Consider the following 18813-nt stretch of genomic DNA (forward strand, 5'->3'; position numbering starts at 1 on the left):
GAAAGACGCACGCCGCCTGCCATTTCGGTGCGGTCGCGCGCGAGGTCAGCGGCGACGCGGAGGGCGTACCGCCCCGGCAACGACTCCGCTGGTCGGGTCGACGCGGCGGTCACGCCCCGCCCCGATCCAGGTGAGCTCGGATCGCGGTCGGTGTCGGCCGGCACCACACCGCGTGGCGGGTCGCCGCTGGATCGGTTCGAGGGCCCGCCGCGCCCGTGCCTCGACGGCCGAAGGTGCCGCCGAGTACGGGACCGACCTCACTCGCCGCCGCCGGGGTTGCCGATCTCGATCATGCGCTGCACCGAACCGCGGGCCAGCGCCGCGGTTTCGAGGTCGACGTGCACCTCGTCGCGGTTCTCCAGCAGGCAGCGCAGCAGCGCGGCGGGGGTGATCATCTTCATGTACTGGCAGGACGCACGGTCATTGACGGCCTGGAAGTCGATGCCGGGGGCGGCTTTTCGCAGCTGGTGCAGCATGCCGACCTCGGTGGCGACCAGGACCTGTTTCGATTTAGCGGCCTTGGCGGCGTCGATCATGCCGCCGGTGGACAGGATGTGCACCCGGTCGGACGGGAATTCGCCCGCGCCCGCGAGGTACAGCGCCGAAGTGGCGCAACCGCATTCGGGGTGCACGAACAGTTCGGCGTCGGGGTGGGTGCGGGCCTGCTCATTGAGTTCATCGCCGTTGATGCCGGCGTGCACGTGGCATTCGCCCATCCAGATGTGCATATTCTCGCGACCGGTAATGCGCTTGACGTGCGCACCGAGGAACTGGTCCGGCAGGAACAGCACGTCGCGGTCGGGATCGATGGAGGCGACCACATCGACGGCATTGGAGGATGTGCAGCAGATATCGGTGAGCGCCTTCACCGCGGCGGTGGTGTTCACGTACGACACCACCAGCGCGTCCGGGTACTCGGCCTTCCAGGCCCGCAGATCCGCGGCGGTGATCGAGTCCGCCAGCGAGCAGCCCGCGCGCTGATCCGGAATGAGTACCGTCTTCTCGGGGCTGAGGATCTTGGCGGTCTCGGCCATGAAGTGGACGCCACAGAAGATGATGGTGTCCTCGGGCGCCTCGGCGGCGATTCGGGACAGCGCCAGCGAATCACCGACGTGGTCGGCGACATCCTGGATCTCGGGCAGCTGGTAGTTGTGCGCCAGGATGGTGGCATTGCGTTCGCGCGCCAGCCGCTTGATCTCCTGGGCCCATTCCGGCGTGGGTTCGACTCCCCCGAAGCCCGACGGACCATCCGAGATGCGCTCGGCGAGCGTCATCGTCGCACCTTGTGCAGCCATGGCTGGCTCCTTCTCTCATGCGACCGGCAACCTCGCCGATTCGCATATAACCGGTTTTCGACTTACAATCGAAAACGTGGCCCATAGTAGCACCATCCACGAAACGCTCACCGCGGTGTTCCAGGTTCGACGGTTCCCCAGCGCTATTACCGCAGGTAGCGGCGATTCGGAGAGTACGGATCCGGTGAAACGGGCCGAGAAGGGCCGTTCACAACGCCCCGCTATCGCCCACCGCTGCTTACCCGGCCAACACACCGAATTGGCGGTGCTGCTGTGGGAGCGGGCCCTGGATCCAGCCAAGGGCACCTGGTCGCTGCCCGGCGGCCGACTGCGCGACGACGAGGACCTGGACGCCTCGGCCGCGCGGCAGTTGGCCGAGAAGGTGGATGTGCGCGAACTGACCCATCTGGAACAGCTCTCGGTCTTCAGCGATCCGCAGCGTGTACCCGGACCGCGCCGTATCGCCTCGGCCTACCTGGGATTGGTGCCACTGACCGCCGACCCGCGATTACCACCGGACACCCGCTGGCATCCGGTCTCGGCCTTGCCGGATATGTCGTTCGACCACGGTGTCGTCGTCGAACACGCCCGCACCCGCCTGGCCGCGAAGCTGTCCTACACGAATATCGCGTTCGCCCTCGCTCCGGAACGCTTCACCATGTCCACGCTCCGGGAAATCTACTGCGCCGCACTCGGATACGACGTGGACACCACCAACCTCCAGCGCGTCCTGACCCGCCGCAAAGTCATCACCCCCACCGGGGCGACCGCCTCCCCCGGCCGTACGGGCGGCCGCCCGGCCGCCGTCTACCGGTTCACCGATACCGAAATCCGCGTCACCGACGAATTCGCCGCGCTGCGCCCACCGAGCTGACCTCGCCGGTCAACGAGGACGGGCTTCCACGGGGTTCGACCGACAGCCACCCCGCCCCGGCAGGAACCACCCCGACAGCCACCCGACACAGGAACCTCCCTGTCATTCCGGCGGGTAACGGGGGTAACCGGGGGGTGACGAGGGGGCGGCGACACTCCAGGTGGCGCATCAGGTCCGACCGCGCGGTATGCCATAACCGTGGGATCGCAATTCCGCCAGGCTGATTCGACCCCGCCGCACGGATCTGGTGGCGATACTCGAAGTATGGCAATCGCACCCAAGGCATTACTGGTGGGCGGTCCCCGCGATCTGCCCGACCGCATTGTTCCCATCATGCCGTCCGGTCTGGAGATCAAGATCTCGCACCGTGGCGGCTACGAGCATTTCAGACCCACCCCGCGCACCGAGGAAACGCCGGAAGGCGCACTGCCGGTGTACGAGTGGGTCGACCGGACCAAAGTCGCCGAATAGCGCCGACGCGGCGGTCCGCCGATACTCCGTGCCACACCGACCGCGGTGGCGCGCTGGTGCTCCGCGCCACACCGAAGGCGACGGTGCGCAGCTAGTCCGCGTTCAGCGACAGGAAGGTGCCGCCCGAACTCCGCGACTCAGCGAAGGCGAGCTCTGTCACCTGATCGCCGTGTCACGATCGGCCGATCATCAATCCCGTTCGCGCTTGCGATGCTTGCCGGTGCGGCGGTATCGCCGTGCGCTCGGAATCGGTTGCGCCGCATTGGATCGGCGTAGTTCGTGACGCTGCCGCCACGCCGCGAGGTCGGGGCGCTCGTCGGGCGCGGCCGAAGACTCCGGCGCGGCCACGGAGCGGTCCCGTGCTGCGGTTTTCACTGCCATCCCCCTGGGGTGTATCGAGTCGACGCGCCACCATATGCGGGTCGGCGGGTTCGGCACCAGCGATTTTCGGGCCGCGTCCACGCACCGGCGCGAATCGCGGCCCACCGCCCGATTTCCCAACGCCGGACCGGCGATCTCGATCCCGGTCCGGCTCGGTCGGCCACGTCAGGCGCTGGATACACTGGCGCGGTGCCGCTTATCGAGGTGACCTACGCCCCCACCATCCCCGAATCAGTCCTGCGAGAACTGGCCGACCATTTGCCGCACGCGGTCTCGGTGGCCGTGGAGTGTCCCGAGGAGCCCTATGACGGCGATCTGCAACCGGGCGATATCGAGATTCGATTCCGGGCGCGCGAACCCTTCGATCGCGGCGGGCTGGATCTCGTGATCGAGGTGCGGTCCAAGTTCTTTCCCAGCCGCGCGGACAATCGGCAGGAACGGGTCGACCGCCTGCACGCCGATATCGAAGAGGCCGTCGGGCTGGAGGATTTCGGGGTGTACCTATCGCTGCCGGTGGCAGCCTGGGCGCAGAGCGAGTAGCGGGTACGGACACTTCGGCCGCCGTCGACGCGATGCATGACTCGCCAGCGTTGTCGTCGTCCGAAATTTCAGTGTCGTACGGAATTCAGCGCGGAGGGCCGATCGGGCCCGCGCCCTCGTAGGGGCCGGGACCGAACGCCTGCGCCGTGCCGCTGTTCGCGCCGGGTCCGCCGTAGGGGCCGTAGCTGATGGCGGAACCGTAGGGTCCGGGGGCGAGCATGCTGCGGCGGGGCTTACCGCCGCCGAAGGGGCGGTATTGGCCGCTGCCCAGGTCATCGGCCACGCTCAGGGCGATCAGCACCACCATCACCACGGCCGCCGTGAGCGGCTGTGCGATGAACGCGGGCCACGCACGCATGGTCGGGGCCAATTCGACAATCGAATCCACCGGCGGTTGATGGGGCCGCGGGTACAGCAATTCGGCGGCGGCCTCGCCGACCAAACTCATCGTGAACGCGCCGACCAGGGAGCCGAGTAGCAACCCGGCCAGGAGGATCGGTCCACGCACGCGCCGCCACCGCCAGGCGGCGGCCGCGGTGAGCAGCCCGGTGACAATGCCGATGAGTACGAAGACAGCCACCGCGTCGAACTGGTGCGCGCTCTCGCCCGAGAGCACCGCCCCGCGGTCCGGTTCCACCACGAGCAGCCGTTCGGTAGGCGCGAGGTAGGCCCACACCACGCCCGCGACGGCACTCACCACGACAACGGCGGCCAGTACCACCGCGGCCGCCCGGATTTCGCGCCGCACCACGTCGGTATGCGGTCCCGACGGTTCGGCAGCGGTGAATACCGTTGCCACTAGCGGTGTTCCAGACTGGTCGAATCCAGGACCCCGTGCCGGGAGCATTTCGCCCACCAGCCGTCGGGACTGACCTGGACGACCATCCGACGGCCGCACTGTTCGCAGAATCGCGGCGGTTCCAGGCCCAGTGCGGCGGCCGCCGGAACGGGATTGTCCACGCCCGTCTCGATCAGTTTGCCGGTGAACGGGTTGTACAGCGCCACCGCGGCGGTGTCGCCCCCCGCGAACCCACCGACCTCGTCCGTGTCCATGTCCACGACATTACCCATGCTCGCGCCCACTTCTCGGTATGCGATTGCCCAATCGATATGCGATGTCACTACAGGGTGTCGTTGAGCGCCTTGATCGGCATCTTCAGCTCGCCGAGCAGGTCGATATCGGCCTCGGCGGGGCGGCCCAGGGTGGTGAGGTAGTTGCCGACGATGACGGCATTGATACCGCCGAGAATGCCCTGCTTGGCACCGAGATCGCCGAGGGTGATCTCGCGACCGCCCGCGAAGCGCAGGATGGTGCGCGGCAGGGCGAGGCGGAAGGCGGCGACGGCGCGCAGCGCGTCGGCCGCGGGCAGCACCTCGAGGTCACCGAAGGGGGTGCCCGGGCGCGGGTTGAGGAAGTTCAACGGCACCTCGTCGGGCTCCAATTCGGCCAGCTGCGCGGCGAATTCGGCGCGCTGTTCCAGGGATTCGCCCATACCGAGGATGCCGCCGGAGCACACCTCCATACCGGCCTCGCGCACCATACGCAGGGTGTCCCAGCGCTCCTCGTAGCTGTGCGTGGTGACCACCTTCGGGAAGTGCGATTTGGCGGTTTCGAGATTGTGGTTGTAGCGGTGCACGCCCATGGCGGCCAGTTGATCGACCTGCTCCTGGTTGAGCATGCCCAGCGAGCAGGCGACCTGGATATCGACCTCGTTGCGAATGGCCTCGACGCCCGCGGCGACCTGCGCCATGAGGCGTGCGTCCGGTCCGCGCACGGCGGCCACGATGCAGAATTCGGTGGCACCGGATTTGGCGGTCTGCTTGGCGGCCTCGACCAGGCTCGGAATATCGAGCCAGGCGGCGCGCACCGGGGACTGGAAAAGGCCGGACTGCGAACAGAAGTGGCAGTCCTCCGGGCAGCCGCCGGTCTTGAGCGAGATGATGCCCTCGACCTCGACCTCGGGTCCGCACCATTTCATGCGCACATCGTGGGCGAGTGCGAGGAGTTCCTCGAGTCGATCGTCGCCGAGGCGCAGGGCCTCGAGGGTCTGCTCCTGGGTCAGACCGACGCCCCGCCCGAGCACCTGCTCACGGGCGATCGCCAGAATATCGGTGCTGACGGCTACCTGGGTCACTGCGCGAATCCCTTCGTCCGGCCGACGTGGCCGAGCAACTTGAACGGTGTTCAGGCTAGGCTAGCAGCAGGAAAAGTGAGCCGGAACACGAAGGGTCGGGTTTTCAGTGCAACTTCACCGCACCGATGTGGTCGATGGGGCCATTGCCATTCTGGACCAGTACGGTCTCGCGGATCTGACCATGAGGCGGCTCGCCGGGTCGCTGAATGTGCAACCCGGAGCGCTGTACTGGCACTTCCCCAATAAGCAGGCGCTGCTCGGCGCCGTCGCCGACCGCGTCCTCGAGCCCATGGACAATCCGGTCGACACAGGCGAATGGTCCGGTCAGATCAGCGAATTGGCGCACCGCCTGCGCTCCTGCCTGCTCGCCTACCGCGATGGGGCCGAATTGGTCTCGGCCACCTACGCTTCCCGGCTCACCACCTCCAAGGGGCGTGAACGCATGGCCAGCGCCGCCATCCGCGCCGGAATGACCAGGGAGGAAGCCGATCTCGCGGCCTTCACCCTGCTGTACTACGTACTGGGGCAGACGGTGGACGAACAGGCCCGCATGCAAATGGATTCGGCGGGTGCACTCGAAGAACAGAACTCCCCGCTCTACGACACCACCGATGCCACCGCACGATTCGACTTCGGCCTGCAGCTGTTCATCAGCGGGGTGCGGCACCTGCTGGGAACCCGCGTCCGCTGAGATATCCGCTCTACGCGGTCACCCCTCGCGCCGAGGCCACCGGATTCGCCGTCTCGCGTCGACGTGTGAGCGCTCCGGCCAGGACGCCGCTCGCCCCCGGCGAGCAGCCCCGCCTCACCGCATAGCCCGGCCGCGATGGCGAGTAACGAACCACCGAGCCACCGAGCCGACAGCGCGACCGTGACGCCGATCAGTGGTGGATCCCGACCAAATGCACGCCCGGATGACGGAGCGGCAGGCGCCGTTGACCGGCCGACCGTGACACCGAGGTATCCGTCTGCGCGGTCACCCATCGGAGCCGAGGCGACAAGATTCGCGGTCTCCCATCGATGTGCCTGCTCGGGCCGGGACGCCTCCCGCCCAGGTGGAGCAGCTCCCTCCTCGGCGCACAGCCGGGCACGATGGCGGATAGCGGGCACCACCGGGCCACCGGGCCACCGAGCCGACAGCGCGGCCCTGACGCCGAGCCGACGGTCGGCCGTGACGCCGAGCCGAGCCCGAGCCTCGATGCCGACGGCATCGTGCACACGATCGGAATCGCCCCGAGCGCCGCTGCCCATGAGATCGAACCCGGCGAAACCGGCCCCGCGCCGAGCGCGACCGAGCCCGAGCCGAGGCACAGTCGAGCGGCCGGACAGTGGCCGCCGCCCGGTCCAGCGAAGAGCCGATATGAGAGCCCAGTCCCGCACCCAGGGGGTTTCGGGGCAACACCCCTGAGCGCTCCCGAGAGTTGGGCAATGCAGACCGGGCGGTAGAGTTCCGCACCGTCACGTTGGTGGGTGTGGGAATCCGGTGAGAATCCGGAACGGTCGCGCCACTGTATTGCCCAGGTTTCCGGGCAGAGTCAGGCCTCCCCCACCACGCAAACTCTCGAGAGGCCGCGATTTGCCCAAGGAGCTCCATCGATGAGCCGTGCCCGGACATCGATCGTCCTGCCCGTACTCGGGCTACTGCTGGTCGGCGCCATGATCGGCGCAACCGGCTTCGGTGCGGAGATCGTGCCGCCCGGTGATGTGCTGGCGGTCTTGCGGCACCGCGTGACCGGACTCGCACCCACCGATCTCGGGCTGGACACCATTGTGTGGCAGCTGCGGGTGCCGCGCACCCTGCTCGCGGCCGTGGTCGGGGCCGGACTGGCGCTGGCGGGGGCGGCCATGCAGACGCTGGTGCGCAATCCGCTCGCCGATCCCTATCTGCTGGGCGTTTCGTCGGGGGCCGGAGTGGGCGCGGCGGCCGTCATCACCTCCGGGTTCTTCGCCGCCGCCGGTTTGTGGGCGCTGTCGGTGGGCGCCCTCGCGGGAGCCCTCGCCGCCGCCGCGGCGGTATTCGTCATCGCGGTCGCCCAGGGCGGATTGACGCCCCTGCGACTGGTATTGACCGGTACCGTGCTCGGCTCCATGTTCGCGGCGCTGAGCAGCTACCTCATCTTCCGCAGCACCGATCCCGCGGCGGCCCAGTCGGTACTGTTCTGGCTGCTGGGCAGTCTCGCCGGAGCGGACTGGACGCGAATCGCCCTACCCGCCACCGTGGTCGGGGCCTGCGCACTCGCCCTGGTGGCGGCGGCGAGCTGGCTCGACGCGCTGAGTATGGGTGCCGATACCGCGTCTTCGCTCGGAGTTCCCGTGCGCGAGTTGCGAATCGCACTATTCATCCTGCTCGCCGTTCTGGTCGGCGTCCTCGTCGCGGTTTCCGGCGGTATCGGGTTCGTCGGCCTGGTGGTCCCGCACGCCGCCCGCCTGCTGGTCGGGCCCCGCCACCGCGCCCTACTGCCCGCCTGCGCCCTCTGCGGCGCGCTCTTCCTGGTACTGGCTGACGCCGCCACCCGAGTACTGGTGCGCCCCACTGAAATCCCGGTCGGTGTGCTCACCGGGCTGATCGGCGCACCGGTCTTCCTGCTACTCATGGGCCGTCGCCGCTACCGATTCGGGGCGGCGTGAACCGGCGCGGGGCGGAGCGACCGACGGGCGAGCCGACGGCCGCCGTGCTGGAGGTACACGGTCTCGCCTGCGCGGCGGGGCGGCGGACGGTGCTGACGAACGCGAGTTTCACGGTGCTGGCCGGTGAGACGGTGGGCATTGTCGGACCCAATGGCAGCGGCAAGACCACGCTATTGCGCACGATTGCCGGGCTGATTCGGCCGGTACACGGCTCGGTGCTGGTGAATGGAGTTGGACTGCATCGGATTTCGGCGCGGCAGCGAGCTCGCACCATCGCGCTGGTGGCGCAGGACGAGCAGCCGTCGGCGGATCTGCTCGCGGGTGAGGTGGTGGCGTTGGGACGGACGCCCTACCTACCGCCGTGGGGTGCGGGTGGGGTCGAGGAGCAGGACGCTGTCGAGGCGGCACTGCGGGCCGTTGACCTCGACGGGTTCGCCGAACGACCGGTGCATCGGCTGTCCGGTGGCGAGCGGCAGCGAGTGTTGTTGGCGCGGGCGCTGGTTCAGGACACGCCGCTGCTGCTGATGGATGAGCCGACCAATCACCTGGACATCACCCATCAGCTGGATTTACTGGCGCTGGCTCGCGAGTTGGGCCGCACCGTGGTGCTGAGCCTGCACGATCTGGCGCTGGCGGATCGGTACTGCGATCGAGTGCTGGTACTGCACCGGGGCCGGGCGCATTCTCTCGAACCACCGGCTGTGGCACTGCGGGCAGAGGTGCTCGACACCGTTTTCGGCGTACACGCCACTCGAATCCCGCACCCGGATACCGGGATTCCGCATCTGCTCATCACCGCGCGACCACAGTCGTCGCGAGCGTGACCGATGGTCCCGCGAAACGACCGCACCGTGCGAACCATGCCGAGCGGATCGCACCCTCGATACTCACAGCGAAAGGCTCACTCGTGAAACACCTTCCCCGACTTCTCGGCGCAACCGCGCTCGCGGTGGCGCTGGCGGCCTGCGGAACGCCGGAGGCGGCCACCGGGAATCTCACCATCGGCAACTGTGGTGAGGACCTGAGGTTCCCATCCCCCGCACAACGCCTATTCGTCAATGACGGCAACCTCATCTCCATGGTGCTGGCGCTGGGCGCACAGGATCAGGTGGCGGCGGTGTCGAGCGTGCAGCGCGACGCCGACACCCTGCGCAGGCATTACGGCGAGGCGGTGGACGGATTGAACTCCGTTGCGCCCGAATATCCCTCCCGGGAGACGGTGCTCGCACAGCGCCCCGATGTCATGGTCGCCGGATGGAACTACGGCTATTCGGAGTCCACCAATCTGACCCCCGATTCCCTGCGCGCCGACGGTATCGCCGCCTACACCCTCACCGAGAGCTGCCGTCAGCGCGATGGCGAGAAGACGCGCGGTGTCACCGACCCGTGGACCGCCCTGAACGCCGATCTCACCAATCTCGGCGCCATTACCGGCCGCGCCGACCGCGCGACCGAACTCACCACCGATATCGACCGCCGCCTCGCGGCCCTGCGCGCCGCGCCGCAACCGGACCGCCGCCCGACGATCTTCCTGTTCGACAGTGCCAGCGACACCATCTACTCCAGCGGCAAATTCGGTGCACCCCAGGCCATTCTGGAATCCGCGGGAGCCCGCAACGCCCTCGAGGATGTGGCCGACACCTGGACCGCCGTCTCCTGGGAGCGGCTGGCCGCCGCCGATCCCGACGCCATTATGTTCGTCGACTACCCGCCGCAGACCTTCCAGCAGAAACTCGATCTGCTGCGCGCCAAACCCGGCATGGACCGTCTCCGCGCGGTTACCGAGGGTCGCTTCCTCAACCTCCCCTACGCGCTCTGGACCAGCGGGCCGCTCAATATCGATGCCGCCGAACAGATCCGCGCCCAACTGGAACGCTGGAATCTGGTCCCGTCCTCCACCGTCCGCCCCACCTCCGACGACACCGTCCGCTGATCCGTGCGGCCGTCCGCCGACCCGAACCGTCCGCCTCCGCCGGAGTGGCGAGCCGGTGTCAGCGGCTGGCGGCCGGACTCGATTCACGCTCGACGAGGCGAATGAAGGGGACCACCTGCTGGGTGATGACCCTGTTGTATTCGACGGGGCGCTGAACGGGGTTGGCGTGACCGGTGGTTCGGGTGGTCACCACCAGCAGGGAGCCATCGACGCCGCCGACGCGGTCGATCAGGGCCTGGTGGCTGTACTCGACGTCGACTACGCCGTCGGCGTAGGGGTTTCGGGGGCGGATGAAGACAATGGCGGGCGGCGGTTTGCCGTCGGCGCTCTGGGCGAGAGCGCGTAGATCGTCGGCCGCGCCGCCCGCGACAATGGCTTTGAATTGGGCCGCGATGAGGCCGGTACTGGCTACGTCGGAGTCGAGTATCTTGTCGCGCAGCACTTCTCGCACGGCGTCGCGCAGATTACCGAGATCCATGTCGTAGCGGCCGGTGACGTACTTGTCGCGCCGGGCATAGGTTTCGGCGACGAACCGCAGCACCCGGCTTTCGCGGGCCCCCGGGAACCAACCCATCCAGCGCATCAACTCTTCGCCTTGGTCGCGGCTTTCCGCGCGCACGGCGTGCAGATCGATGGGGGTGCAATCCAGCAGTACCGCAAGGACTTTCTTGCTGCTGTCGAGATGCAGATGCTTGGCGATCTCCAGTGCGATCACCCCACCCATACTGTGCCCGACCAGCACGACATTCGGGGCTCGCGCGGCATCGGTAACCCTGACTATGAGGTCGGCGATGACCTTGGTGTCGATACCGGTGTTGTCGTATCGCACCGCCCATACCGAGCCGAGCGCGCTCAAGGACGGTAGCGCTCTTGCGGTTTCGGCGGCATCGAGGCCCCCGAGTCCGACCAGGTCGAATACCGCGGTATCCGCGCCCTGTGCGGTCGTCGGCCCAGCGATCGATGAGACGGACGGCACGGTCCGGGCCAGGCGAGCCCGCTCGGGCGCGATGTCATAGGTCCAGTACTGCCCGAAGATCACCAATATGGCCAGGGGGATCAGACTCAGCCGCAGAAGTATCAGCCGCGACTGCCGCCCCCGATGCCAGTTATGCCCGAGTCGTACTTCCCGCAGCCTGGCCTTCCGCCGATCGTCGTCGTAATCGGCGGCTCGAGACGGGCGCGGGTATTCCCACATGCCACTCCACTGTAGGTCTGCCCGCACATCCGTCCAGTTTCCCGGGCGTCTCGGCTGCCGATCCCGAACCGGATACCCATCCCCCATCACCGGCTGTACGGCGGCTGACCACCTAGCTCCGGACGGCGGGGCGGACCAGACGGGCGCGGCCGATCCGACCAGGGCAGACGCTGCACCCGCGTGCATTGTCCGGCGCTGCCACGCCCGGCGGGAGATTGTCGTACATCACCGTCGACGCGGTGGCATCGACTGCCTCCGCCGGGCGTAGGTGATCGTCATCTCACCGTGCACGGCCGGCCGTGCCGCATGTATTCTGACCGATCCGCCTCGTCATCCCGGCGCGCCTTTGGCCGGAATCCACACTGTGCGGTGCCCTTCGGGTGTGGATTCCGGCCAAAAGCATGCCGGAATGACGGGGAGTTTGGCTCAGAACTTCTGATCAGGCGCCTCGTTGTCCGCCGCTGACACGCACGATGCGCGGTCTTGCCAGTGAGTGCGATTCGGAAGATGCCGTCGACGCGGGAATCGACTTCGCGCCCCTTACCTGCCATGCCCCAGCGCGCGACTACCTGCCATGCCCCCGTGCGCGACGGCATCGGGCCAGCAGTGCGTGGTGGACAGCCGTGGCCCCACGGATGTGCCCGGTGAGACGGGCCGAGGCTGCCTCACCGCGATATGACCGTGGTGACCGAGGGGCAGGATCAGCGGAGCGGGTAGTCGGCCGCCCAGGTGGCGTCGAACCAGGTCGGCGCCGCGGCGGCGAAGCGGTCGGCCGACCATGCGCCGACGCCGGACGGGACCATGCCGACCAGATCGACGCCCGTGACAGCGGGCAGGTCGGCGCGATTGCATTCCGAGGCCAGGTCGGGGCGGTCGGGCCAGGAGCCGATGACCAGGCCCGCGCAGCGCACTCCCGCGGCGGCCAGGGTGCGGGTGGTCAGTTCGCTGTGATTGAGGGTGCCCAGGCCCGCGGCGGCGACGACCAGGACGGGGGCGTCGAGTTTCTGTGCCAGGTCCAGGAGGGTGAATTCGCCCATCCGGACCAGGAGGCCACCCGCACCCTCCACCAGGGTGAGGTCGACGGCGGCGAGGGCGTCGACGGCGGCAGCGGTTTCGGCGAGGGTCAGCAGTGGTCGGCCGCAGCGGCGGGCGGCGGTATCGGGTGCGAGCGGGTCCGGATAGCGGGCCAGTTCGACAGTGCGGGTGACGCCGCTGAGCCGCTCGATGGTCGCCAGATCACCGGGTTCGCCCGGGGCCACGCCGGTCTGGGCCGGTTTGCACACCGCCACCGATTTCCCGGCCGCCCGCGCGGTCGCGGCGAGAGCGGCGGTCACGATGGTCTTGCCGACATCGGTCGATGTGCCGGTGACGAACAGGATGCTCACGCGGGCACCGCCGCCTGACCGCGCGCGTGCGCCAGCACGTCACCGAGAACCGTTGCGATGATGTCGAGTTCGGCGTCGGTGAGATTCGCGCGGGCGGTGAGCCGCAGGCGTGACGTGCCCTCGGGGACCGAGGGGGGACGGAAGCAGCCGACGCTCAGACCGCGCTCGCGGCAGGCGACAGCGGCGTCGTAGGCGATCTGGGCCTCACCGAGTACCACCGAGACCACGGCCGAATCCGGCTCCGGTACACCGGCTATCCGAGCCAGATCGGCGGCGCGAGCCAGCACGCGGGCGGCCATATCGGGATCGCGGCGCAGCACCCGCAGGGCGGCGCGGGCGGCGCCGACGGCGGCGGGCGCGAGTCCGGTGTCGAAGATGAAGGTGCGGGCCGAATCGATGAGGTGGGCGCGGACGCGTTCGCTGGCGAGGACGATGCCGCCCTGTGCGGCAAAGGCTTTCGACAGGGTCGCGGTGATCACCAGGTCCGGCTCCCCGGCTAGGCCGTGCTCGTGCACCAGGCCGCGACCGCCGTCGCCGCGCACGCCGAGTCCGTGCGCCTCGTCGACAATGAGCACCGCGCCATTGGCGCGGGCCACCCGGTGCAGGTCGGTCAGCGGCGCGAGGTCACCGTCGGCGCTGAACACCGAGTCGGTAAGTACCAGTGCCCGTTCCTCGGTGCGCTGGAACAGGATCTGGTCGATGGCATCGACATCGCGGTGCGGTGCGACCTCCACCCGCGCCCGCGACAGTCGGCAGGCGTCGACGAGGGAGGCGTGGCTGCCCGCATCCGAGACGACGAGGGTGCCGCGTCCGGCCAGCGCGGTCACCGCGCCGAGATTGGCGGCATAGCCGGAGGCGAAGACCAATCCCGCTTCGGCGCCGACGAATTCGGCGAGCTCGGCTTCCAGCCGCTCGTGTTCGGTGGTCGTCCCGGTGACCAGGCGTGATCCGGTGGATCCCGCGCCCCACCGGCGGACGGCCTCGACGGCCCCGTCGACCACCTCGGGGTGCCGGGTGAGCCCGAGATAGTCATTGGAAGCCAGGTCGATGGCCTCCCCACGCCACGTACGCGCGCGCAGTTCACGCCGCAACCCGGCCCGCACACGTTCGGCGGCCCGCTCATCCAGCCATCTCAACGGATCGACACTCACAGCTCCGCAGCATACTTGAACACCGTTCAGGGCGGGGCGGACCGGGCCGGATCGCCCCTGTACGCGGCCGGACGTCGCTATCCTGGGAATCCGAGGTAGGAGCGCATATGCCACGATGGGCGATAGTGGTCGAGCAGACGACCGGCTTCGGTGACAGCAAGATCTGGGCACCCAAGGTTCTCACCGAAGTAGTGGGGACCCGCGAACAAGCGGTGGCCAAACTCCCCGACCTGGTCAGCAAATTCAATCCGGACCACCCCAAACTCGTCAGCCGCCGCACGGTATTGCGGGACGGCGACAACTACATGCTCATTGCCCGCGGCTGGTCCGACGAGTTCCACTGCGTGTTCCGGGTCTGGGAAGTTCTCTCCGACAGCGAAGAACCCGAGCGCACCCGAGAACGCCGAGCGGCTCGCTGAACCAGCCGGGCGGGAACGAGGGCCGCCGCCGGTTCCCCCGATCAACAGGCCCACCGACCCGGGGTTACCCGAGGTGCGCTACGCGATGCCGCCTGCCGCTCCCCCGCGCGATGCCGCTGCCCCCGGCACGATGCCGCCTGGCCCCCGGCACGATGCCGCCTGCCCCCGGCGATGGAGCCCCGCCTCGTCATCCCGGCGTGCTTTGGCCAGGATCCACCACTGACCAAAAGTGGATTCCGGCCAAAGCACGCCGGAATGACGAGAAGGCGCACGCCGGGATGATGAGAATCGGTTGACGAGAACCGCATGACGAGCAGGTGGGCACCACTACGCGTTCGAGCTAGGCGACGGTGGCGGCGGCGACCATGGCGGTGGTGATCCGGGCGATGTCCTCGGAGGTACTGATGAAGGGCGGCATGGCGTAGATCAGGTTGCGGAAGGGGCGGACCCAGACGCCGGATTCGACTGCGGCATGGGTGGTTTTGCGCATATCGACGGAATGGTCGAGTTCGATGACGCCGATCGCGCCGAAGACCCGGACCTCCACGACACCGGGGAGGTCGAGGACGGGGGCCAGGCCGGTGCGGAGTTCGGATTCGATGCGGGTCACCTCGCCGTGCCAATCTCGTGACAGCAGCAGTTCGATGGAGGCGACGGCCACCGCGCAGGCGAGGGGGTTGCCCATGAAGGTGGGACCGTGCATCAATCCGCCGTGGGCGGCGCTGATGGTTTCGGCGATGGCCGAGGTGCACAGGGCCGCGGCGAGGGTGAGGTAGCCGCCGGTGATCGCCTTGCCCACGCACATGACGTCGGGCGAAACCCCCGCGTGGTCGGCGGCGAAAAGTGTTCCGGTGCGGCCGAATCCGGTGGCGATCTCGTCGAAGATCAGCAGCACGCCGTGGGCGTCGCAGAGCCGACGCAGGTCGGTGAGGTAGCGGGGGTCGTGGAAACGCATACCGCCCGCGCCCTGGACGACGGGTTCCACAATGACGGCGGCCAATTCGTCGGCGTGGGTCGCGATCAGGCGCTCGAGCTCGGCGACGTACTCGGGCCGGTAGTCACGGGGCGGCGCGGGCGCGAAGAGCTGCTGGGCCATGACATCGGTCCACAGCGAGTGCATACCGCCCTCGGGATCACACACGCTCATGGGTGTGAAGGTGTCGCCGTGGTAGCCGCCGCGCCAGGTGAGCAGCCGCTGCTTCCCGGGCTGGCCGAGGCCGCGCCAGTACTGCAGGCACATCTTCACCGCGACCTCGACCGAGACGGAACCCGAGTCGCAGAGGAACACCTTGTCCAGTCCGGCGGGGGTGTGCTCGACGAGCAATTGCGTCAGCCGCACGGCGGGTTCGTGGGTGAGCCCGCCGAACATGACGTGACTCATCCGCCGCGATTGCGCCAGCAGCGCCGCGTCCAGCACCGGGTGCTGATACCCGTGCACCGCCGCCCACCAGGAGCTCATCCCATCGATCAACTCGCGCCCGTCCGCGAGGGTGAGCCGAGTGCCGGCGGCGGAGGCGACCACGAGCGGTTCGGTGGTGGCCGGGAAGCCACCGTACGGATGCCACACATGTTCGGCATCGAGGGCGGTGATCGCGTCGGGTGTCAGTGCCACAGATCGTCCTTCGGAGGCGATGTTCCGCGCTCGGCCAGCGCAACCGAGCGGGCTTGAACGCCGTTCAAGTTACCACTGGAGCTGGGCGCTGTCAGTGGCGTAGCCGATGACGCCCGCGGCGGGGGCGGAAACCACGCGGCGGTGCGCTCGCGAATTGCACCCGCGCACCGGCCGCTTCCCGCGTATTCTTTGACTAGGTCAAAGGATTGGAGCCGATATGGGCACCCCGATTGCCCCGCATACCATCGACGTCGAGCACATTGCCGCCGTCCGCGCCTTCAACCGCCGCTACACCCAGCTCATCGGGGTACTACGGGAAGGGCTCGTCAATACCCGGTACTCCCTCACCGAAGCGCGAATCCTCTTCGAACTGGCCAACTCCGGCCCCCTGGAGGTGGTCACGCTGCGCCAGTCCCTCGAACTCGACCCCGGCTATCTGAGCCGCATTCTGGCGCGCTTCGAAGACGCCGGACTGGTAGAGCGCCGACGGTCCGAGCGGGATCGCCGGGTACAGGAGGTGCGGTTGACCGAGCGCGGGTGGGATGAGTTCGCCGAACTCGACGAGCGGTCCAGTCGCGATATCGCCGCCCTGCTCGCCACCCATCCGGCTGCCGACCGGAGCCGGATGGTCGGGGCCATGCGCACCATCGAACGCATTCTGGAACCGGTATCGGATGCTCTCCCGTTCACCCTCCGCGAGCCCCGCCCCGGCGATCACGGCTGGGTGATCGGCCGCAATGCCGCCCTCTACGCCGCCGAATACGGCTGGGACACCGACTACGAGCAGCTCGTCGCCCGCATTATCGCCGACTACTTGAAAACCCGTGACCCGCAACGTGAACGGGCTTGGATCGCCGACCGCGACGGCGAACCCCTCGGCTGCGTCTACTGCATGCGCGAGGACGACGACACCGCCCGTCTGCGCCTCCTACTGGTCGAACCGAGCGCCCGCGGCCTCGGCGTCGGCAGCGCCCTGGTGGACGAATGCCTGCGCTTCGCCACCGCGGCCGGATACCGCGAACTCGTGCTGTGGACCAATGACGTCCTCACCTCCGCCCGGCGCATCTACGAACGCGCGGGATTCGAACTGATGGAATCGAATCCGCACCACAGCTTCGGCAAGGACCTGGTGGGGCAGACCTGGCGGCGCGCGCTCACACCCTGATCGGGGCTCGCCTCCCGCCGACGTGTATCCGGCCAAATGCGCGCCGGAATGACGGGTTCGGCGCCCGACGCCGAATGATGGGTTCGGCGCCCCTGCCGAATGATTGGTTCGTTGCCCCACGCCGAATGACGGGTTCGCTACCCTCATCGCCGCACAACAAGGCTCGATCCCCCACCCGCGCGCCGAGGCACGGTCCCCCATAAGAGTCGGCAGGGCACGACACCTTCAGAAGTCGCCGGGCATGTCGAATGACCACTTCCGAAGCCGCCATCGCGATATCGCCCGGCCACTTTCGTCATTCCGGCGTGCTTTGGCCGGAATCCACACCCCTGGCCGCAATCCACACCCCGCAGTAGGGGATCCCTGCCGCAGCGAGCCGGGATGACGGGTGCTGCGCCGACATCGCGCGTTCGACCCCGGTAGCAATGCCCGACCAGGGGCGAACCCCGCAGCGACCAGCAGACCCGCGAGAGGCGGCGGCCGCGATCCATCCGCACGACTTCGCACCCCCGCGCCGCACCGGGATGGCGGAGCGTGTCGAGCATTCAGCGAAGTTCCTCGGCCGCAAGGACTTCCCGGGTTCGGGCGAGCAGGGTCCGCAGCTCTTCGAGGCCCTCCGCGCCGAGCGTGCCGTGCAGGCGTCGCTCGATCTCGACAATGCGCGCACCGGCCGCGGCGAGGGTGGTGCGACCGGAGTCGGTGAGGACGACCAGGCGGGCGCGGCGGTCGGCGGGATCGACCTGCCGTTCGACGTAGCCGTGGCGTTCGAGGTGGGTGATCAACTCGCCCATGGACTGCTGGGTCATACCCGCGGCCTCGGCGAGGGTGGTGATGCGGGAACCGGCGGGGTCGAGGTAGCGGAACACCGCGTAGTGGGCGGGGCGCAGGTCGGGGTGTTCGGCGCTCAGCTCGCAGTTGAGCTCCTGCTCATAGGAGCGAGTGGTCAGGACGAGCAGCTTCAGCAGGGTCTCCGGGACGGGCCGGTCGGGCATTGACATAATATGAAGGTTACCTTTATAACTGGGAAATGGGCAATCGCACACTCACTTTCCGAAATGGCCATCAGGTGACACTGGTCGACAGGGGCACCGATGAGCGCGGGCCGTACCTGCGGCTGCGTCATGTGCTCCCGGAAACCGGATTACAGGCGGGACCGCACTGGCATCCGGTGCTCGAGGAGGGCTGGAGCGTTCGGACCGGGCAGCTGCGGTTCCGGATCGACGGGGCGGAAGTGATTGTGCGGCAGGGTGATTCGACGCACGCCCCGGCCGGTGTGGTGCATCAGTTCTGGAACGAGACACCGGATACCACCTTCGACCACGAGATCCGGCCGCCGCTGCGGCACTGGGAGATGTTCGAGCTGTGGCACGCCCTGGACGCGGCCGGAAAGACCACCAAAGGCAGTAGCGTGCCACGCGATCCGCTCGCACTGGCCCTGCTGTGGGATTACCAGGACGGCTACCTCGCCGGAATCCCGGCCCGACTGCAACGCGCCGTACTGGGCGGATTGGCTCGCGTGGCCCGCCGGGCCGGATACGAACGCCGCTGGCTACCCGACACCACGGCACCGCACTCCGCCCACGGGAATTGAGGGCGCGAGGCCGCCCGCCACCTTCGTCATTCCGGCGT

General features: G+C 68.3%; 20 protein-coding genes and 1 riboswitch. Of the genes, 10 read left to right on the forward strand and 10 right to left on the reverse strand.

What is annotated here, in order from left to right; translation table 11 throughout:
- Window positions 1–257: 257 nt before the first annotated feature.
- Window positions 258–1295 carry a quinolinate synthase NadA gene (gene nadA / locus NU1_RS07000; protein ID WP_067518549.1) on the reverse strand — a complete coding sequence of 346 codons (1038 nt, stop codon included), beginning with the start codon at window positions 1293–1295 and terminating at the stop codon, window positions 258–260.
- Window positions 1296–1371: 76 nt separating this feature from the next.
- On the opposite strand from nadA, the gene NU1_RS07005 reads away from it, so the two are divergent.
- Together NU1_RS07005 and NU1_RS07010 are read left to right on the forward strand one after the other, a co-directional pair.
- Entirely contained in the window at window positions 1372–2169 is a 798-nt protein-coding gene (locus tag NU1_RS07005; protein ID WP_067518551.1) for an NUDIX hydrolase, read from the forward strand.
- A gap of 264 nt (window positions 2170–2433) precedes the next feature.
- Window positions 2434–2640 (forward strand): DUF5988 family protein, encoded by a 207-nt coding sequence (locus NU1_RS07010; RefSeq protein ID WP_067518553.1) that lies wholly within the window; start codon window positions 2434–2436, stop codon window positions 2638–2640.
- 189 nt (window positions 2641–2829) lie between these two features.
- Here the strand turns inward: NU1_RS07010 and NU1_RS07015 are convergent, their stop codons facing one another.
- Window positions 2830–3021 carry a hypothetical protein gene (locus NU1_RS07015; RefSeq protein WP_067518554.1) on the reverse strand — a complete coding sequence of 64 codons (192 nt, stop codon included), beginning with the start codon at window positions 3019–3021 and terminating at the stop codon, window positions 2830–2832.
- A 189-nt stretch (window positions 3022–3210) separates the two neighbouring features.
- On the opposite strand from NU1_RS07015, the gene NU1_RS07020 reads away from it, so the two are divergent.
- Window positions 3211–3561: a hypothetical protein gene (locus NU1_RS07020; RefSeq protein WP_067518556.1), complete on the forward strand. Its 351-nt coding sequence runs from the start codon at window positions 3211–3213 to the stop codon at window positions 3559–3561.
- A gap of 85 nt (window positions 3562–3646) precedes the next feature.
- Here NU1_RS07020 and NU1_RS07025 read toward each other — a convergent pair whose 3' ends face one another.
- From NU1_RS07025 to bioB, 3 genes are all read right to left on the reverse strand, one after another.
- On the reverse strand, window positions 3647–4360 hold the full coding sequence (locus NU1_RS07025) for a DUF2567 domain-containing protein (protein ID WP_067518558.1): 714 nt from the start codon (window positions 4358–4360) through the stop codon (window positions 3647–3649).
- Window positions 4360–4614: a biotin synthase auxiliary protein BsaP gene (bsaP, locus tag NU1_RS07030; protein WP_067518601.1), complete on the reverse strand. Its 255-nt coding sequence runs from the start codon at window positions 4612–4614 to the stop codon at window positions 4360–4362. Before bsaP ends, NU1_RS07025 begins: the two co-directional genes overlap by 1 nt.
- A 68-nt stretch (window positions 4615–4682) precedes the next feature.
- The gene (gene bioB / locus NU1_RS07035) at window positions 4683–5696 is read right to left on the reverse strand and encodes a biotin synthase BioB (RefSeq protein ID WP_067518563.1); all 1014 of its coding nucleotides are present in this window, start codon (window positions 5694–5696) and stop codon (window positions 4683–4685) included.
- 106 nt (window positions 5697–5802) lie between these two features.
- On the opposite strand from bioB, the gene NU1_RS07040 reads away from it, so the two are divergent.
- From NU1_RS07040 to NU1_RS07055, 4 genes are all read left to right on the forward strand, one after another.
- Window positions 5803–6387 carry a TetR/AcrR family transcriptional regulator C-terminal domain-containing protein gene (locus tag NU1_RS07040; protein WP_067518565.1) on the forward strand — a complete coding sequence of 195 codons (585 nt, stop codon included), beginning with the start codon at window positions 5803–5805 and terminating at the stop codon, window positions 6385–6387.
- A gap of 737 nt (window positions 6388–7124) precedes the next feature.
- A riboswitch (cobalamin riboswitch) is annotated at window positions 7125–7259 on the forward strand.
- A 33-nt stretch (window positions 7260–7292) separates the two neighbouring features.
- Window positions 7293–8324: a FecCD family ABC transporter permease gene (locus tag NU1_RS07045; RefSeq protein WP_067518567.1), complete on the forward strand. Its 1032-nt coding sequence runs from the start codon at window positions 7293–7295 to the stop codon at window positions 8322–8324.
- On the forward strand, window positions 8321–9148 hold the full coding sequence (locus NU1_RS07050) for an ABC transporter ATP-binding protein (RefSeq protein WP_067518568.1): 828 nt from the start codon (window positions 8321–8323) through the stop codon (window positions 9146–9148). Before NU1_RS07045 ends, NU1_RS07050 begins: the two co-directional genes overlap by 4 nt.
- An 83-nt stretch (window positions 9149–9231) precedes the next feature.
- Window positions 9232–10257: an ABC transporter substrate-binding protein gene (locus NU1_RS07055; protein WP_067518603.1), complete on the forward strand. Its 1026-nt coding sequence runs from the start codon at window positions 9232–9234 to the stop codon at window positions 10255–10257.
- Window positions 10258–10315: 58 nt separating this feature from the next.
- Here NU1_RS07055 and NU1_RS07060 read toward each other — a convergent pair whose 3' ends face one another.
- The 3 genes from NU1_RS07060 to NU1_RS07070 all read right to left on the reverse strand — a co-directional run bounded on the left by NU1_RS07060 (window position 10316) and on the right by NU1_RS07070 (window position 13988).
- Complete coding sequence (locus NU1_RS07060; RefSeq protein ID WP_067518569.1) at window positions 10316–11452, reverse strand: lipase family alpha/beta hydrolase; 1137 nt, start codon at window positions 11450–11452, stop codon at window positions 10316–10318.
- 701 nt (window positions 11453–12153) lie between these two features.
- Window positions 12154–12837 (reverse strand): dethiobiotin synthase, encoded by a 684-nt coding sequence (gene bioD, locus NU1_RS07065; protein WP_067518571.1) that lies wholly within the window; start codon window positions 12835–12837, stop codon window positions 12154–12156.
- A complete protein-coding gene (locus NU1_RS07070) occupies window positions 12834–13988 on the reverse strand; it encodes an 8-amino-7-oxononanoate synthase (RefSeq protein WP_067518573.1) in 1155 nt (384 codons plus the stop codon). Before NU1_RS07070 ends, bioD begins: the two co-directional genes overlap by 4 nt.
- Window positions 13989–14095: 107 nt before the next feature.
- On the opposite strand from NU1_RS07070, the gene NU1_RS07075 reads away from it, so the two are divergent.
- The gene (locus NU1_RS07075; RefSeq protein WP_157552025.1) at window positions 14096–14407 is read left to right on the forward strand and encodes a hypothetical protein; all 312 of its coding nucleotides are present in this window, start codon (window positions 14096–14098) and stop codon (window positions 14405–14407) included.
- Window positions 14408–14747: 340 nt separating this feature from the next.
- Here the strand turns inward: NU1_RS07075 and NU1_RS07080 are convergent, their stop codons facing one another.
- A complete protein-coding gene (locus NU1_RS07080) occupies window positions 14748–16019 on the reverse strand; it encodes an adenosylmethionine--8-amino-7-oxononanoate transaminase (protein WP_084521049.1) in 1272 nt (423 codons plus the stop codon).
- 217 nt (window positions 16020–16236) lie between these two features.
- Here NU1_RS07080 and NU1_RS07085 point away from each other — a divergent pair, with 217 nt between their 5' ends.
- Window positions 16237–17184, forward strand: coding sequence for a bifunctional helix-turn-helix transcriptional regulator/GNAT family N-acetyltransferase (locus NU1_RS07085; protein ID WP_067518581.1), 948 nt, complete (start codon window positions 16237–16239; stop codon window positions 17182–17184).
- A gap of 545 nt (window positions 17185–17729) precedes the next feature.
- Here NU1_RS07085 and NU1_RS07090 read toward each other — a convergent pair.
- Window positions 17730–18182 (reverse strand): MarR family winged helix-turn-helix transcriptional regulator, encoded by a 453-nt coding sequence (locus NU1_RS07090; protein ID WP_067518583.1) that lies wholly within the window; start codon window positions 18180–18182, stop codon window positions 17730–17732.
- Between the two features lie 29 nt (window positions 18183–18211).
- Between NU1_RS07090 and NU1_RS07095 the strand changes: the two genes are divergently transcribed.
- Window positions 18212–18775 (forward strand): cupin domain-containing protein, encoded by a 564-nt coding sequence (locus NU1_RS07095; RefSeq protein ID WP_067518585.1) that lies wholly within the window; start codon window positions 18212–18214, stop codon window positions 18773–18775.
- The last annotated feature ends 38 nt before the right edge of the window (window positions 18776–18813 follow it).

Origin of the sequence: Nocardia uniformis NBRC 13702 (genome assembly GCF_001613345.1) — a bacterium.
In the GTDB taxonomy this organism is placed as follows: domain Bacteria; phylum Actinomycetota; class Actinomycetes; order Mycobacteriales; family Mycobacteriaceae; genus Nocardia; species Nocardia uniformis.

What these genes read in the sequence shown, in the direction of transcription:
- nadA (WP_067518549.1), bottom strand. Translation starts at nt 1,295, where the DNA reads ATGGCTGCACAAGGTGCGACGATGACGCTCGCCGAGCGCATCTCGGAT.
- NU1_RS07010 (WP_067518553.1), top strand. Translation starts at nt 2,434, where the DNA reads ATGGCAATCGCACCCAAGGCATTACTGGTGGGCGGTCCCCGCGATCTG.
- NU1_RS07015 (WP_067518554.1), bottom strand. Translation starts at nt 3,021, where the DNA reads ATGGCAGTGAAAACCGCAGCACGGGACCGCTCCGTGGCCGCGCCGGAG.
- bsaP (WP_067518601.1), bottom strand. Translation starts at nt 4,614, where the DNA reads ATGGACACGGACGAGGTCGGTGGGTTCGCGGGGGGCGACACCGCCGCG.
- NU1_RS07045 (WP_067518567.1), top strand. Translation starts at nt 7,293, where the DNA reads ATGAGCCGTGCCCGGACATCGATCGTCCTGCCCGTACTCGGGCTACTG.
- NU1_RS07060 (WP_067518569.1), bottom strand. Translation starts at nt 11,452, where the DNA reads ATGTGGGAATACCCGCGCCCGTCTCGAGCCGCCGATTACGACGACGAT.
- NU1_RS07075 (WP_157552025.1), top strand. Translation starts at nt 14,096, where the DNA reads ATGCCACGATGGGCGATAGTGGTCGAGCAGACGACCGGCTTCGGTGAC.
- NU1_RS07085 (WP_067518581.1), top strand. Translation starts at nt 16,237, where the DNA reads ATGGGCACCCCGATTGCCCCGCATACCATCGACGTCGAGCACATTGCC.
- NU1_RS07090 (WP_067518583.1), bottom strand. Translation starts at nt 18,182, where the DNA reads ATGTCAATGCCCGACCGGCCCGTCCCGGAGACCCTGCTGAAGCTGCTC.
- NU1_RS07095 (WP_067518585.1), top strand. Translation starts at nt 18,212, where the DNA reads ATGGGCAATCGCACACTCACTTTCCGAAATGGCCATCAGGTGACACTG.